This window comes from Denitrovibrio acetiphilus DSM 12809 (assembly GCF_000025725.1).
Taxonomy (GTDB): Bacteria; Chrysiogenota; Deferribacteres; order Deferribacterales; family Geovibrionaceae; genus Denitrovibrio; species Denitrovibrio acetiphilus.
In genome coordinates this window covers 572,702-589,881 of record NC_013943.1, presented here as the reverse complement: position 1 = coordinate 589,881, position 17,180 = coordinate 572,702, and the positions used below count along the sequence as shown (strand labels likewise).

Sequence of the window (17,180 nt, the reverse complement as noted above, 5' to 3'; positions counted from 1 at the left end):
TTAACCCTCGCTTGCAATAATCTCAACTCCCACAGTCATATTGTCTTTGACTAGTCGTTTAAGATATTGTTTTAACTGCGCATCGTCCATACTATCAATCTTGCTTAAGGCCTTGTCACTTCCGCCTGCATTATATTCCGCCTCAGCAAGATTTCTGATTGTGTTCTTTACTGAAGGATTAATATACCAATCATATGGCTCAATAGACATGCGTTCAAGAGCCCCTAATACTCTCTCACTGGAAAGAAGGCTAATATACTCACCAATAATTTCTCTCTCAAATACTTCTTGCCTTGATTTTTCGTCTGACAAAACCTTAAAAAGATTCGTTGATTCAAGAAAGTCTAGAGAATCTTTAATTTCAATATCACTAGGAGAACTTCTTCTTATAGTTTCGAATGCTTTTTTTGCAGTTCCAAACTCTTTTTCTTCAACCATACATAAAATTGGTACTTTATAACGGTAAGACCACTCGTAGGGATCTTTAGTTTCAGTTTTAGCTTTCCATAGATTATGAAGCTTAGTCTTGAGTTGTCCTTTACGAAATTCTTCTGCTACAGATTTAACTTTAGTGTTACAATCAGTTTTTGGTAACTCGTACATTCCTGTTGTTAATTTACTCTTTATTTCACTGATATCGTTATCACTTAAATCTTCAAGGTACGGTAAATAGACCTCAGCAAATATCTTTTTGTCGTTATTTAACAATTCACGGATTTCTGCACCATGTGCCTTGATCTCTGAATAAAATGTTTTGCGTTGTTCTGTCAATAATTCAGTTTGTTGACATATCTTTAGCAAAACATCCAAAATATGTGTAATTGAAGGGAATTTTGATTTTAAGATTTCATAAGAAATACCAATAAACCTTAACTTATCACGCCACTCTTTGTATGCTTCAGACAGTGAATGAGCGTTACTATTAAGTATAGTGTTTGTTTCTTTGACAATACTATAATCAATTAGCAACTTGCGGATTTCATATTCACCAGTCCCTTGATCCCAAAGGCAAGAATGTTTTACATCAAATAACTCACGAATATCTGCAAGAACAACATTTTCATCCACAATTATCTCTTTTGCTAGGGCTAAAATTTTCCCACTTTCAAATGAAGCGAGAAACTTTCGCATACCCTTTTGACAATTTTCGCTAGTGATAAGTATAGACAATTGTTCAGCAAGATTTTTATTACTTATCGAGAATTTCCCTATTTCAATAGCTAATTTGTGGGCTTCGTTGCCTTCTTTTTGCACAAAATCAATATACTTTTGGACAACATTAAATATTCCATTTTCATCAACCTCAGATAAGCACCATACTGGCAACTGTAAGGCTTTCATCCTAGAGCTTAACATACGTACTGCTTGTCCAGAGGAAGAACATGTGTTGGATGGAATATTCCAAGCTTTCTCAGTCAACTCATAAAAAGCCATTTCTTCAGGGGTCATTTTCACAACATATGTTGGCTTCGGTAATTTACCAACATAATTCCCTATCATCTCAGCAAGTTTATCATGCGTCATTGTTTCATGACTGCCAGTAGAATCACTATACCGGAATGGTTCAATACTGTACTCTTTTAACAAGAAGCCTGCTATAAATGCAGACAAATTACATTGGGCAAAACCATACTGGCTTTCTAAAAAATCATATATTTCACCAATGGGTACCTGGCCATCTCTATCGAAAGCCTTATTTATCAATTTGTCAGTTTCTACTTTAATCTTAGAAATTGGAAGAGAGGTCTGAACATCCCAGTATTTCTCAGTTTTCCAAACGGTAGGCAAAATGTGCTTTTCTATTCCAACAACAACTCCGCTCGTATTTTCAGTAATACCAGACTTTGCACTTTGTTTTATAGCTGGAGTCAGTTTAAGTTGATTTTCAGTTAGCCCTTTGATGAAGTCAAAAGCAAATGGAAAACGTCTAGTAACAATAGACTGAAGAATACTTGCAACACCTTGAGCATTACCAAATTTTTCACCCTCTTGATTAGAGTATGTGTACACTATGAATTGTCCATTATAAATGCGGTTCTTCCAATCTTGGTCTAATACTCTTTTTGCCTTGTCGGTATTTTCCTTAGATTCAGAGTTGTTATTCCCGTTATAATACATCGCCATAGCAGAATAATCCACGTACTGGTCAAAACTTTCCAAACCTAAAGGAGTCGAAAGTGCATCTATAAAAACAATATTTTCATATTGCTTGTCAGAGATAACATCTTTAATTTGTTTACGAAAACTTGCAGCCTCAGAGTCATCTTTAGCGAACGCTATAACTGCGTGAAATTTCCAATTGCTTGTTTTATCACGTAGTATATTTACCGTTCGAGTAAAATCATTTATGGTAACAGGAGTAATCTTCCCTGAACCAGGTTCAATCTCGTAACGCAACTTTAATGCTGGAGTTAATGAAAGTACTGAAGCAAGCCCTCCTTCTGTAACAAGCTTGGCAGTATTTGTCCCTTTACGTATGTCCTTCTTATAATCATCAATTTTTACCTGGTCACCTGCTAGTACGGCCGCAGAATAAACATATCTTCCACCAGAAATAGGGGTATTGACTAAAATGCCCTTTGAAACAAGTTGTTTAGCGATATTCTTGCATGCCACATCAAGTCCTGAGTCAATGCCTTCAAATATGTAGCTTATATTTTGTTCCGTAGCTTTAAAAAGATCAATTGTACCTCCTAACCGCTGGTCAATCGCTTGCATTATGAGTACTGCTTTTAAAACAGTCTTTTCATCATCTCGCAAATCTTGTTGATGCTGAAACGAGTCTAATATAACTCGTATATCAGAACTGAGGGAATTACGGCCTTTCTCATAAAAGAAGTTCCAAAGCATATCTACAGTAAGAAGTGGATGATCATCGTAAGGACCTGTGTTTTGAATGAACCATTGAAAAGCTTTAACATCATCTATGTTGGATGATTTTATAAAGTCAAACATACTTCTTTGGTTTGATTTAAACGCTGAAGCAATATTTTTTAGAAGCAATGCAGCCATTGGATGAAGAGGCATAATGTCTTTCATTACATGAGGTTCTGATATTTTTGTAACTTTCATAACCGCTGAACGTGATGAGCTGACACGACCATTCAAGTCATCAGCCAATTTAGCCCAAGGTTCTTTAGCTGCATTTTTAACATTTAAAGCATGACCAATGAGCTCAAATGCAATGTTGTCCGGTAAAGAGATTTGGGAAGATACAAAGCGGTCACGAACTTTTGTCCATGTCGTATCAGCAGTAGTAAAAAGCTGACCCGATTCGTGCGTCACAACAACAAAAAAGAATGGTTTAGAATTAACTAGTTCTGCAATTTTCTGGAATTCTGAAAGACTATCACGATTATTTTTAAAATAATCCGAAAATTCATCCCATATTAGAACAATTTTCACATTATTTTTATCCATTACATCTGATAACCAAGCAATGAGCCTGTTTGCATCAATGTTCAATGCTGTAATGCCTTCTTTGTCTGCCAGTCGGAATATATTCTCCATAAGCTGCTTTACTTCACTGTTTTTACAAAGCGCATCCAAAACATCATCGGCAGATGATTGCGTGAACGTAGCTTTCCATTCAGGTTTTTCTAGTAGAATATCGAAAATCCTTTTATGAGATGGTTCTTCTATCCATGCAATAACACTTTCTTTAAGGGTATTTTCTCCAGTGTGAAGTTTATTTGCAACTAAAGCATTCTTTACCTCTTCTTGGATTGCCAAAAACAAGTCACGAGGTGAGTTGATGCCGCCAGAAGCATATTTGTAAGCAGTAACTATGCCATTATGCTTATGCCCAATCAGCTTTTCCATCAAATCCTTTTGGTTTTCAAGAGCCTTAAATCCGTTCCAATATTTCCTAAAATCATCTTCCGGAACTTCAAGGAGCTTTTTTAAAGTATATGCACACTGAGATTTACCCGTTCCGTATGCTCCTTCTATCCAAAGGGAGCGTTTTTCTTGTCTTGCTAGACAACGCTCCATGTTTTTTAGCATGTCTATGAATGTTTGATGAGGAAAAGTCTTTTTCCAACAATCAGGTTTCTCTTGAATTGTTGAATCATTGACTTGCGGAAAATAGTCTTCATCAATTTCGAAATATTCAAAATATTTATTGCTCATTTCCGCTATCCTCACTAAAAAGTTCAATTACATCTGCAGACGTTTTATAATCAGCGAGAGTTATTTTTTCTAAGTCATGAGTAAAGCTTACAGTAATAAATTCTGGGTATTTTGTTGAAAGACCAAGTAACATTGGTGTTACGTCTTCTCGATCAAGTCCAAAAATTCTTGTTGGGCTTATACCATCGCGATCTATACCGTTACTGATAAGAGAAGCTAACGTAAACTCTTTATAGTTATTACATTTTTCTGCAAACTTAAACAGCCCATACAGAATTACTCTCAAGTCTGAAATAGAGCATTTAGTGCGGGCAATATTTCCCTCATTTGTTACATAGCCAAACCGAAGAGTAGCACCAAGCGGTAATTCCATAAGTTTCCCAAACGCACTATAAACAAATTTAACAACATTATTACTGCTGTTAGATTCTAGCAACATTGATATTACAGTTTCACGAGGATAATTCATTCCTATTTCAAGGTTTGATATATACCAGCGTATTTGCGGATTATCTGTGGCCAGATTAATTAATAGAATGCCCCAAGCGGTATTAGTTTCCCAGCCTAATGCGGCTATTTGTTCAGCTAAAGCTGTATAATTATTTTTTTCAGTCAAGCCTGCATCTTTAAGAAAGCGCTTAAAGGTCTTTAATTGATTAGGTCCCAACCCATGATCATTCCAAAAATCGTTCTTTTCATTAAAAAAACGGTTAAACCAATCATTTTTTGGCAATACTGAATCAAAACAATTTATTGACATTGCTTTCTCCTCTGTTGGTATTCTCAATGAGTTATAGGCAAGGCAGCCATCTACTATATCGTGACACTTAAGACAGTGTTCGCAATTAGTTATTTTTAACTCATTGTCGAAAGTTATGCGACCTGAATTACAATTTGATTCGCACACTCCACATTTAACACAATATGCAGATTTTCGAAAAACTTGTTTGAATAGTTTTCTAAATGTGGGATTTTTATTTATGTACGATTCAGGTAATTTAACCAAATAATTATTACTTTGTTGCTCAATAGTAAAAGGTATATCTTCGAAATTACCTAAAGTTTTAATCCATTCACGCCAGTCACTTCTAGGAGAAGTAACTTTTATTGTCAACATTCCATCCTTTAATGTTTCTGAACAATTCATCACATTGTCTATTAAATCGCGACCACTGCGTCGTGAAACCCAACCGCCATCAGCGAGATATGAATTTCCACCAAAATCCCTACCATTTGATTTTTTGATTATATCTAAGTAGGTCTTTATCTCTCTAGGATAGATTTGCTGTTTAACAAAGTCTGCTTTTTTAACAGACATTGGGCAAAATAAACAACCAGCACGAGCATTTCCTTTTTTATAGGCTTCGTTTATCATGATATTATTTGCATATAAGTATAACCACACTTCTGCTGAAGTCCACTCTAGAATAGAGTTGTGACTGTACTGCCCTCTTTGTTTTTTACTATAGTTTTCGTAATCATACTCAGCGCGTTTAGCGCTCTCTTCTGAACGGACTCCAACAAATGCTAAGCCAGTATAATCGTTTTTCCCTGTAACCGCTCTTAGCTTCAATGTTTGCGGAGCACTTTTATGTACACCACAACACCACCTAAGTGCCCTTGAAGGTGGACCAAATAGCACCCATGACTCTTGTGGCTCAAGGCTTGATTTGGCTATATAAAAAGGAATGCCATCTGCTTCACACATTTGTCGTGTCTTGTCTATAACATCGTAAGTGTCAGGAAATTCCATCCCAGTATCGCCAAACACGACAACAAAGCTTCCTAACGGTAGAGCTTTTTTAACCAAATCAAGCAAAACAGCACTATCTTTTCCTCCTGAAAAGGCAACATGGAATAAATCTAGCTTGTCTTTGTATTTAGTATAAACTGAAATAATTTTTTTTACCGTGGACTGCTCAATAATATCGAGCATTTCTCTGTTTGACTCTACCATCGCATTAACATCAACCACTTGAAGTGCTTTACCATTTGGCTCAGGTAATATGGACTCACCATTGTCATTTACTGGGATTATTATTTCTGGAGCATTAAAGAGATTTCCACCTTTTAGTTTAGCAACACAAACACCACGATACCAATAAGCATTAGCTTCTGCCCACATGTATGGGATATCGTTCTGTTTATCGTATTCCCAAAATTTATCAAAACCTAACAAGTCTAGCTCGGCAGCATAAACCGGTCGAGGTTCTTTGGAAAACCCCGTTGGAGTAGAGTTCAGTAAGATTCCACCCGTTTTTTGACTATATGTATATGAATACAAATTAAACATCTCCTTTAACGAACTGATCGTACTTTCTGAATGAGTTCCTCAATTTGCGAATAGGAACGCCTACCTATGTAACCGTTGGTACATAAAAATTCTTCAATAGCATTCTTTTCAAGTATAATATCTGATTTAACAACGGCATCAACTAATATTTCTTCATAAGTTAAGCCATTACATTTACGTATTACTACTCCAGCATTGCGACTGTTTACTGACAGAGCATCAAATCTAAATTTTTTGCTAAAGCGACGGCAATAACTCTCAAGAAGGAATAAGTTCCAAGAGTACCCACAGTCAGGGAACAAAGAAAATGTGGTAAATGCTCTAATCGGAAGGTAGTCACCTTTTATGAAAAAATCGATTGCATTATCTATGGCTGCCAAATCAAAATTAACGTACTTTTCAGCAACAAAGTTATTTTTTTCTACCCTTACTAATATCGAGTAACCAGCTTCCATGGGAATCCAACGATGAACTTCACCAGTTAATTCTTTTTCAAAGCCAATTAAATCATCCAGAGAACACTTATCTACCCCTTCACAATATTCTTTAATTATTTGTAATGCGTCAACAGTATCTCCTTTGTATACGATAATTTTTCCATTTCTATCAAATTCATTTATAAGACAACTATTGTATATAGCATTGTGGATTGCAGTAATAGATAGTTCATCATTATTTACTATGATTTCAGCTAGTGGCACATCACTGATAGACACATAACCATTATCTGAACAAGCTTTACTCACATATTCAAAAATTTGAGTTCGCTCATTTTTGCTAATTGTAATTTTATTTAAATGGGCATAAGTTTCAACACTGTTCCATATGAAAACATTAGACTGACTCAAAGCAAACTTAATTTTTTCTATTGGGATATATGGTAAACGTTCAGCTATTTGATTATAGTTAAGTAATATTGCATCTCCCCAAACCCTAGAAATTTCATTAAGAGTCCATTCAAGTTCAGGTTTACTTGCATCACTATTGGTAAAGTAGTTCTTTCTATGAGAATATCTAGGGAACTGATTTTCTAGAGCACTTCTCAACATATCGCATGAAACAATACTTCCATCAAATAACCACTTTTCATTTAATTCATAAAACTGTTTATAAAATATTAAGCCGGTTCCATTAGAAAATGTTTTCTCCACAATAGATTTAATTTTTTTTACTGTTTCTGCTGAAATGATATAAACCTTCCCTTCAAACAGAGTTCCCAAGGTTTTAATAACATTTTTCAATTCGTCATCTGTCAAATCTAATGTTAAACCACATTCTTCGTTAGCGAAACGACGAAGTCTAGCCAATTCAATAGGAGACTCGACCCTAAAACCATTTTTAAAATGAGAAAGAAGTGTTGTTTCTATCGATGCTTGCAAGTCAGATTGAACCAGATTTTTTGAATAGACTTTCTCTTGGTGCGGATTATGTGTTGATGGAAGCTTGTTAATTTCAAGATGGTTATAATTTAGATGATTCAGTAGCTCTTTTTTCAATATGTTAAGACCACAGTGTGGGCACTTTATATAATATTTATTTTTCAGATTAATCATTTGAATACCTATCTCACGCGTTAGCTATTTACACTACGAACCTTTTCTATAATTATATAACCAAAATTAACATATCACTTTTTGCAACGCTTCGTCAATCTAGTATACATATTAAGCCTCTAGTGAATTTACGAAGCTGAAATAGTACTTTTATTGATAGTACCACCATCTCTTCTTAAGGCAAAATAAAACAACAAAGCGACAACTACTGTCGCATGGTAAAATTATTCTAGTTCTGTGAGGTGAAAATGAATAAGTTATACATAGCCCTTAAACTGATAAAATTGCTCAATGAGAACAGATATGTAACATCAACAATGGTTGCTGACGAACTAGGAGTAAGCCTACGCACAGCTCAAAGATATCTCTCTGACATGAGCTATCTTCCAGGAGTGTGCTACAGTGATGAAAAGCATCAATGGTATCTGACAGAACATTACGGTCTACATGAAAGCTACTTAAAGCAAGATGAGCTAGCGGTGCTGTCAGGGTTATTCGATTATGCGGAAAACATCCTGCAGGACGAATACTCCGGAATGCTTACTAAGCTTCGCAAAAAGATCATCTCCGCATCAAACAGACAGAATATCATCCAGTTCATGAAAGCAGACTCAGTTGGTTTTGATAAAGTCGCCGAGAACTTTACATTATTGGAAAATTATATTCTTAAAAAGCAGGTAATCACATTCGATTACCTCAAAAATGACAAAACTTACGAGGTTAAACCTTACAGATTAATCTATAACGACGGTTTTTGGTATCTGGCAGCACTCAATAAGCAAGACTCTCTTAGGAAGTTTGGGCTTGATCTTATGGAAAATATTAAGTCTTCAAACGAAACATTTGAAATAGCAACGGACGTGATTGATGCTGAAATATCTCAAGCAAACAATATATTCTTTGATCCCCATAAAAAAATAAAAGTAAAATGCCTGCTCAAATCTCCTATGGCCGGATATATTAAACGAAAAGAATTTTTTCCTTTTCAACAGATATTAGAAGAGAACGACAATGGCGATATTACAATTGAATTTCAAGCTGGTTCACTAATAGAATCTGCAAAGCTTTGCCTCCAATGGCTACCGTACATAAAAATTAACTCACCAGAGGCTGTGAAAAATTATTTTGCCGACTTGCTGAGAAATTCTCTGGATTTACAAGAGAAATAGCGACAGCAACTGACGCTTAGGCATGCCATTATTCAGAAACAAGGAGGCTCTGATGGCACAGAAAGTATATATTGACATGAAGACTAGCGGCATATCACCAAGCAAAGGCGAGATTATAGAAATATGCGCCCTGAAGCCAGACGTTGACCTTATGACATACGAGATGTTTCACGCATATATCAAAATCAACTCAGATATCTCTGAGATTTTCACTGAGATCGAAGGCATCAGCAAAGAGATGCTGGATGAGCATGGTGTATCTATAGAAGATGCAATCGCCAGATTTGATATGTTCGTAACTGGGTGTGAGATAGTGTCATTTGTTCCAGAATATGACCTTACCTTTCTGAAGGATGCTTACTCCAAATGCGGACTGATATTCAACCACAAAGTTATTAACGCTGTACGTACAGGAACAAAAGAAACTATTCCTACAGGCAAAAGCCTTGATGAAATATCAAACTATCTGAAAGTGCCGCACCATGGATCTGACAGCACAATTAAGGCGTGTGAAGTTATTGCTAAAATCCACTCGAAAACACTATGAATATGGGCGGCTATCGCTGCCCGATCTCGATTATTTTATCTAAAGTCATCCATCTGGACTACATTGTCAAATTCGACACCTATTAGTTCCAGAACTTTATTTCTGAATCTGTCCATAGGTATGTGATAATCATGTTTCTTGCCCAAAGAGCGAAGACGCTCATTCAGATAATGGCACATGGTCTGTAACTCAATATTAGAAGCAGGTAAATAGTCGCCAAGCTTTCTGTGACAGAAACTATCTATCTCATACTCCATTTGTGTCATGTGTGCACTTACACTCCGGCTTATCGGCTTTGAATACGAAATATCATCCCAAAGGTCGGTCATAAAAGCCCTCAGTTTATCCAGCACGATTTTGTCAGAATACATGAACATAGTGCTTAAATGATTATCCATTTCAATCATAAAATACTTCTGAAAGTCTTTCAGTTCAGCCTTTTTTAAGTCAAGAATTACAATTGCGTATCGAGTTTCTTCTTCAACTGCCAGCACACAGTTCATCCGCCCGAAAGTTATAATTTTCATATGCCAGTGCCAGCAGTTTTCTATTTTGTCTGCGGACATATCAGTCCCAGCCCAGATAAGCTTCTCATACATTTGCTTTGTCAGATTAAAATGCAACATAAACGTCTCCATATTGTTCTGAGGACTTCAATGGTGTTGTTACTTTTTTTCATGACTTACCGCCATTTTTCTCAGAGGCTTCAATCTGTTTCACCACCCTATCAAAATCGCTTTCAAAGAGACGATCCTGAACAATTCGATATTTTTCAAACTCACTTTCGGCATGTGCTTTGGCTATCTCTGCGCTGACCTTGCCTGCGTCCTGCAAAATCTCTCTGTCAGTTGCGGCTATAAAGCGGTTAAGGCGTTCTTCCCAGTCTGCCATGGTCATTGGAATCCGGCGTTGTGCCATATCTTCGGCCACATCCAGATAGGCGTTGACCAGCCTTTGGAGCTGAACAAGCTCACTATCGTTTAGATAATTTTTAGCGATGACAACATCAAACTTCTGAATTTTGCCATCTGGGGCATCTTTCCATGAGGTTAAGCCCATGTGTGTCTTTTCGGCGTCTGCACGGGTGTAAACCACTTCGGCGGCGGTTTGACCGTGAATAGCCCAGTGTAGTTTATTTTGCACGGTTGCAAAGAAACGCTTGGTAACTGACGCTGTTACATCATAATCCAGAGCTGTGGCATATATGTCTGTTATCTTTTGGTAAAATTTACGTTCGCTGAGCCGTATTTCACGAATACGCTCCAACTGCTCTTCAAAATAATCTTTACCCAGAATGGTGCCGTCATTTTTAAGACGTTCGTCATCCATTACATAGGCTTTAATGGTGTATTCTTTGATTATGCCTGTTGCCCATTTGCGGAACTGAACCGCCCGCTCCGAATTAACCTTGTAGCCAACGGCAATTATGGCCGATAGATTATAATGGTTTGTGTTGTAGTTTTTTCCGTCTGCGGCAGTTATTCGAAAATTTCGAATAACTGAAGCCTCTTCCAGCTCGCTATCAGAGAATATTTTTTTCAGGTGATAATTTACTGTGTGAGTCTCTACATCGTATAGCACTCCCATCATTTTCTGTGTTAACCATACATTTTCATCAGCATAGACAGCTTCAACGCCCCCTTCGCCACTGGCAGCAACAAAGGTGAGATATTCGGCTGCTGAAGAGCGAATTGCAGGAAACTGCTTTTTCTTTTCGCCCATCACTCGCCCCCCTCAATCTCTGTAACAATAGCGTCAATGTCCGCACGGAGCTGGTCTTTCTTTGCGACAGTGGTTTTTATCTCTTCATTTAGTTTGTTAATATTTATCATTTGCTTAGCCAGATTAAAATGCAGCATAAAAAAACTCCCATAGAGATAAATAATATTAGCAGAATGAGCCGTGTATTTAAACGATTATCTATTCCGTCGTTTACCCCCTTCTGCATTTTCCATATGAGATCACAAACAGGATGAAAAATGTTCCGAACAATAAATGTGCTCCTTATAGCTTTGATAATGACACCATTGGCTCATGCGAACTGGGTGGATGACTGGTTTGACGCAAACAGCTCCGCCAATGCATCAGTATATATATCTCAGGAGCGTGGTTTTGCAACAATGGGGTCGTTTCAGGGCAGGCTAAAAACAAAAAGTGACTATTTGATGACTGTTGCGCCGCCAAAACTTTCCGTCGGTTGCGGCGGAATAGATATCTTCATGGGCGGTTTCAGTTTCCTAAATCCTGACTATCTCGTGGACAAGGCGGAAAGAATCCTGCGTGCTGCTCCTTATGTAGCTTTTGACCTGGCACTGAATGAATTCTGCACATCATGTTCAGCCATCAAAGACAGAGCCGAGAACATAATAAACGCCCTCAACGGGCTCCAGATAGACGAATGCAAAGCGGCCAAAGGGCTTGTGGTCTCAGCCAACCATCTTATCCACGGCCGTGAGGACCAGGCTGTAGACGTGCTTCAAAAGAATATGGTTCAGGGTCTGGACACCCTCTTCACTGATGCAAAAAAAGATGTAGAAGACAAACCAGGTGCAAACTTCAAAAAGGCAGTGGATAATTCCGGCATGTCAGCAGAACTTAAAGAAGAGCTTAAAAAGTCAGGCTCAATACTTGACCGTATCGGCTCAAAGGTCGGAATGAACACCACCCAAATACGGCAAATAAGAGCCTTGATAGGTGATGTTCAGGTTAATCTCACAGACAATGCTATCAATGCGTTTTACTACCCTGGATGCGATGAAGCCACATATAAGAAACTTATCGAAGGGAAGCCTCTTTCGAAATCATCATACTCATCCGGTTGTGCGGAATCTTCCGGAAGCAACCTGACGGATGAGGTGCAGAATCTGCTTCAAAGCATCTCAGATAAAATAACCACCAATAAAAACACCTCTCTCTCTGCTGAGGAAAAGAACTTTGTAGGAATCACTCCATACCCTGTTAAAAGCACACTAAACACAGCATCATTATACGGAGACAATCAGGTCGCAGTAATCAGAGACACAATGCTCCAACCTACTTTGCATGGATATGCTTTTGCGATTTTCAGCAATATTCTGGTCAATTCAAAAACATCTATAGAGGAATATAAAGCCTTGGTAGATTCCGGTGACGGCAAACTCACAAAGCAGCTTTCGGCCGCTCTTGATGAACTCCTTAAGAAAACAGCGGACAAAGGGAGCGAGGCGAGAGAAAGCTATCTTGCCACAATCAGCGATACCGAAAACCTGCTTGCGATCCTTGAGCGATACGGCAACATGAAACAAGTCATCGACGACACCCTTCAGCAAAACAGCTTCACAGTAAACAGGAGTAATGACTGATGGAGTTTGATTTCTATGTATACGGCGACTTCACTTCTATAGTCAACGCCTTCAAGATGGTGGCCGGAATCTTTTCCAGCAACTCTTATAAAAGCTGGATCACAATCCTCATGATTTTCGCATCGGCGGCATTTGCATTCCATATGAACATGGAACGTGCATTTGGTGCAAAGATGAATGATTCAGTCTGGATAAAACGGCTCTTCTGGGGGATGGCATTATACAGCATCTTCATGGTGCCGACGGTTACTATGCATATTTATGACCCTGTAAAAAACAGGTATGAAGCTGTCGGCGGTGTCCCACTCGGTGCAGGAATGATAGCATCAGTAACTTCATCAGCATCAAGAGAGCTCACAGATATAATTGAAACAGCCGGAAGCCCAATAATGTCAGCAAACGATATAGGATTCGGTGACGGCTTCGAGCTTTTAGCCGCTTCATCCGCCATGGGGCAGATCGGCAATATGAATGATCATTTTCTGGCAAAATCAGTTTATGACTATATTGAGAAATGCTTTCGTCAGGCATATGCAAACGGCGATATTACTGACAAAGACATATGGACTTCAAATAACCTGCTTGAGTCATTCAGTCTTAACTACAGGGTATTCAGCTCGGTCATATACGACAACGCTAATCCCGAAGGCGTTTTATATGAGTGCGCTGACGCATATACAAATATCTCCACAAGGCTTATGAGCCCGACGTTTACCGAAAACGTCATGTACAAGTTCTGCTCACAATCAGGATTCAACGTGAGCAATACCAGCGAATATCAGGCATGCAAAGACAAATTCACTGGTCTGGTTGATTCCTTTGCCACAGATATCGGATTCTCAATAACACTTTCAAACTATGTAGCCTCTGCCTTCATTGCCAGACAGTACCTAATGGGGGGAGTAAACGCCGGAACCCAGAACGCTATTGATATTGCAAAGAGCATGGCAACTGCAGCAAATACCGTCGCAGGCGGCGTTGCCGATGAATATATACCAAAGCTTCAGGGGATGATTATCACCATCCTTATCGCAACATTTATCATAGTCGCATTATTTGTCTATATGGCTCCGGTTGATGCTTTCAAGTGGTACATTGGCATGTGGATATGGGTAATCATGTGGTTTGTTGTGGATGCCATACTCAATGTAAACGTCCAAGCACACGCATATGAGGTATTCAGGGACATCCGCAGCACAGGTGTTGGTCTGAACTCCATGTTTTACACTGGAAGCGACACTCTGAAAGTGCTCGCCATGTACAGCAACGCTAGATGGATAAGCATGAGTTTAGCGAGTGTCATCAGTTTTGGAATTATAAAGATGGGTGGCTCAGCCGCATTTGCATCTATGACATCGGCACTCGGGCAACAATACCGAAGCAGTGCCGCCGGAGTTGGAAGTCAACTGGGGACACCAGGCGGACAGGCAGATTTCAACAGTAAGCTATTTGACAAAGCCTCAGACCTTCCTTCTATGACGGGACTAAAAACGCCGGATAATCTGGCAGTGGCACAGTTCAATAGGTCATCTGATGTCGGAAAACATTTCGAATCTGGCAGCCGTATAATGGAAAAATATAGTAACGACTCAACCTCAGCATCACAAGCTATGGGGGCTGGTGATTACGCTAAGAACATGGAACAAATCGGGCACGGTGCCGGAGCCCTGTCTGCTGAATCAGCAACAGGCGTAAGCATCGAAGGGGCACACAGTGCTACTGCTCAGAAACGCCACGGTGAAATGGCAGGTACAGCGGAACTGCTGGATAACAGCAAAGTCTCAATTGATGACTACAAAGAGATATCAAAAACCAGTGCTCTTGATTCTAAAGGTCGCTCTGAAGCAGCCAGAGAAATGTCAGACACACTTGGGCTGGACTACGACACTATATCAAAAGATATAAATACGAAATCTGGGCTGGAAAAACATGCATCGTACATGAATATCAAAAAGCTCGCTGAAAACGGCGGCTTGAACATGAGTGAACTTTTTGACAAAACAACCAGATCAGCAAAACTTTCTCTTAATGACTCTGAAGCAGACAAACTTGGCCTCGCAGGAGCCGGTCAATACTCTGTCAGCTGGGATGACTCAGGCAAATTCACTTATACAGATATGCGAAGCGGTGATTATAGCCAGCAAAACTTTGAAAGCATCGATGTAAAAGACTCCGATGGAAACATCAGAACTCTTATTGGTGCAACAGCTGAAGCCAAAGGAGATAAGCTTAATATTTCCGGTACTGACGAGAACGGCAACTTAATAAGCATTAGCGGTGTGGGTATGGTCAGAGAAGGTGAAAACGGAGATGCATCTGCCGAGTTCACCGCCATCTCTAATCAGTCCAAAGAAAGAGCAACAACTTCCCGAATGACATTTGGCGAAATGAATATCCTTCAGCCAGACGGCAGCCACACAACTCTCTCCGGAGTATCCAGTGAAACGATAAATGATGGACTGATAATCAGAGGAACAGATAAAGATGGCAACAAGGTAACCATGGAAGGTATCGGCGATATCTCTATTGGGAAAGATGGCGTTGGACTTGCCGAGTTCTCAAAGGTTTCAATAGATAAATCTGAAAACATATATAAGTCTGTCGTTGATCACCTGAACACCGTACAGAAGGGTTCTCGTGTGGAAGATGTCGACAAGACCGTTTATGACAGATCACGGAAATATGACGGAGCGTTCACAGCTATTCTTGATAAAGAATCGGCGACAGAAATGGCTGGTCAGATAACAGGCTCAGGCGAGTACGCCAAAGAGGCTGATGCTCAGGCCAGAGCTATCGCCAAAGACATGTCTGAAATATATAAATCTAAAGGAGTTATCGCTGGTACAACATATGTTGGAACTGGTGGATTAATGAACGCTCAGGCTTCTCTTGGACTAAGCTTTTTAGGGAGCGGGGTAAAAGGTAGCGTATCTGCAAATACAAGCGTAGGGATTGAACGAAAAAATACCGAAAAAGAAGAATACGATCTGAATATATCTCTTATAAAAGGCATGCAGAAGCAGGCTCACACTATTGCAACTGGTGAAACCGGAAAATTAGATGAAACACTTTATAACGAAACACTTGGTACCATGTATAACGACATGGCCACCAAGCTTAACAATGTATCTGAGAACACTAGTAAACTTCAATTCGGTGCAAGTGCTGTTTTTGGTGAAGCCTGGCATACTCTTTCCACCGATCAGGTAAAAGATATTCTTAATAATCCTACAACCATAATACCAGACAATAAAGATTCTATAGAAAATGACCTCAATACTGCAATTCGCCAAAACGATGATAAGAAACCTGACATTGAAATAAAATCAGAGAGCAGTGCAGAAAACATAACAGCCGGTATATCACCATTAGAATCTCACGAACATAAAACAGATATCAACGTTTCCACGCAAACACAAAATGATCTAGCAACTGAGTCAAATGAAATTAGCAATGCGGGTTATGCACAAAAAGATATAACCAGCAAGAATGATATTAAACCGCAACAAATGGACAGTATTCCAACTGATGAAAAAAAGCCTCAGAACACTGAAGAATCTAAAAAAATTCTGAACGAAAAAGATGACCCCATTTCAAACTATCAAAATATTCAAATTATTCAAAATAACCCAAAAGATATTTTGAATAATTCCGAATTTAATATCCCTATTAACGATTTAAGGGAAGAAATCCCTAAGGAGACTTTTAATGACAAGAGAAGACGCAAATAAGATTATCCAAAAAAACAAAAGCGTTGTGTGGATGCTTATGAACGTAATGAATGAGTTCGGAGAGAATCAATCAACAATGCCACCTTCAATTAAGCAAGGAACCGGATACCTGCTTGACGAACTCTATAACGATATTGAAATGCTGGAGGATTTCATCAAACAAAAGATTCAGGACTAATCGTCTCCATAAATGCCGTAGGCATTGGTGGTTATATCAGTGATATAACATTCATGGTTTCTTTTTCTGATTTCATCTAAGTGGTTATCCTCAATATACTCAAAGTCAGCATGAACAGCTACTGAAGGAATATTTCTATTCCTATACGCAAGGATAATCCACCAGGTAAAAAGAGCCGCCACTGGAAGAACAATTACTATGATAGGAAGCATATACAAACCTCTCCTAATACAATTT

Annotated in this window: 11 protein-coding genes and 1 pseudogene; 5 read left to right on the top strand and 7 right to left on the bottom strand. The window is 38.7% G+C overall.

The annotated features are described in order from the left end of the window. The 3 genes from DACET_RS02880 to DACET_RS02870 are packed head-to-tail and all read right to left on the bottom strand — an operon-like array spanning position 1 to position 7,920. Entirely contained in the window at positions 1-4,131 is a 4,131-nt protein-coding gene (locus tag DACET_RS02880) for a hypothetical protein (protein WP_013009914.1), read from the bottom strand. After that, a complete protein-coding gene (locus DACET_RS02875) occupies positions 4,121-6,424 on the bottom strand; it encodes a phosphoadenosine phosphosulfate reductase domain-containing protein (RefSeq protein ID WP_148214134.1) in 2,304 nt (767 codons plus the stop codon). Before DACET_RS02875 ends, DACET_RS02880 begins: the two co-directional genes overlap by 11 nt. A 5-nt stretch (positions 6,425-6,429) precedes the next feature. Continuing rightward, a complete protein-coding gene (locus DACET_RS02870) occupies positions 6,430-7,920 on the bottom strand; it encodes a hypothetical protein (protein ID WP_169304173.1) in 1,491 nt (496 codons plus the stop codon). A 374-nt stretch (positions 7,921-8,294) separates the two neighbouring features. On the opposite strand from DACET_RS02870, the gene DACET_RS02865 reads away from it, so the two are divergent. Continuing rightward, a complete protein-coding gene (locus DACET_RS02865) occupies positions 8,295-9,146 on the top strand; it encodes a helix-turn-helix transcriptional regulator (protein WP_244392553.1) in 852 nt (283 codons plus the stop codon). A 52-nt stretch (positions 9,147-9,198) separates the two neighbouring features. Further along, on the top strand, positions 9,199-9,693 hold the full coding sequence (locus DACET_RS02860) for a 3'-5' exonuclease (protein ID WP_041229818.1): 495 nt from the start codon (positions 9,199-9,201) through the stop codon (positions 9,691-9,693). Positions 9,694-9,728: 35 nt separating this feature from the next. Here DACET_RS02860 and DACET_RS02855 read toward each other — a convergent pair whose 3' ends face one another. From DACET_RS02855 to DACET_RS16100, 3 genes and pseudogenes are all read right to left on the bottom strand, one after another. After that, entirely contained in the window at positions 9,729-10,319 is a 591-nt protein-coding gene (locus DACET_RS02855) for a DUF6933 domain-containing protein (protein ID WP_013009909.1), read from the bottom strand. Between the two features lie 49 nt (positions 10,320-10,368). Further along, complete coding sequence (locus tag DACET_RS02850; protein WP_013009908.1) at positions 10,369-11,415, bottom strand: virulence RhuM family protein; 1,047 nt, start codon at positions 11,413-11,415, stop codon at positions 10,369-10,371. After that, positions 11,415-11,522: pseudogene (locus tag DACET_RS16100) on the bottom strand (type I restriction endonuclease subunit M); the annotation flags it as partial. The gene DACET_RS02850 and the pseudogene DACET_RS16100, both read right to left, overlap by 1 nt. A gap of 150 nt (positions 11,523-11,672) precedes the next feature. Between DACET_RS16100 and DACET_RS15340 the strand changes: the two are divergent. The 3 genes from DACET_RS15340 to DACET_RS02835 are packed head-to-tail and all read left to right on the top strand — an operon-like array spanning position 11,673 to position 16,943. Further along, a complete protein-coding gene (locus DACET_RS15340; RefSeq protein WP_013009907.1) occupies positions 11,673-13,034 on the top strand; it encodes a conjugal transfer protein TraH in 1,362 nt (453 codons plus the stop codon). Beyond that, entirely contained in the window at positions 13,034-16,765 is a 3,732-nt protein-coding gene (locus tag DACET_RS02840) for a conjugal transfer protein TraG N-terminal domain-containing protein (RefSeq protein WP_013009906.1), read from the top strand. The genes DACET_RS15340 and DACET_RS02840 overlap by 1 nt, the downstream gene beginning before the upstream one ends. Beyond that, complete coding sequence (locus tag DACET_RS02835) at positions 16,743-16,943, top strand: hypothetical protein (protein ID WP_013009905.1); 201 nt, start codon at positions 16,743-16,745, stop codon at positions 16,941-16,943. The genes DACET_RS02840 and DACET_RS02835 overlap by 23 nt, the downstream gene beginning before the upstream one ends. Here DACET_RS02835 and DACET_RS02830 read toward each other — a convergent pair. Then, positions 16,940-17,155: a hypothetical protein gene (locus DACET_RS02830; protein ID WP_013009904.1), complete on the bottom strand. Its 216-nt coding sequence runs from the start codon at positions 17,153-17,155 to the stop codon at positions 16,940-16,942. The genes DACET_RS02835 and DACET_RS02830 overlap by 4 nt on opposite strands. Between the last annotated feature and the right edge of the window lie 25 nt (positions 17,156-17,180).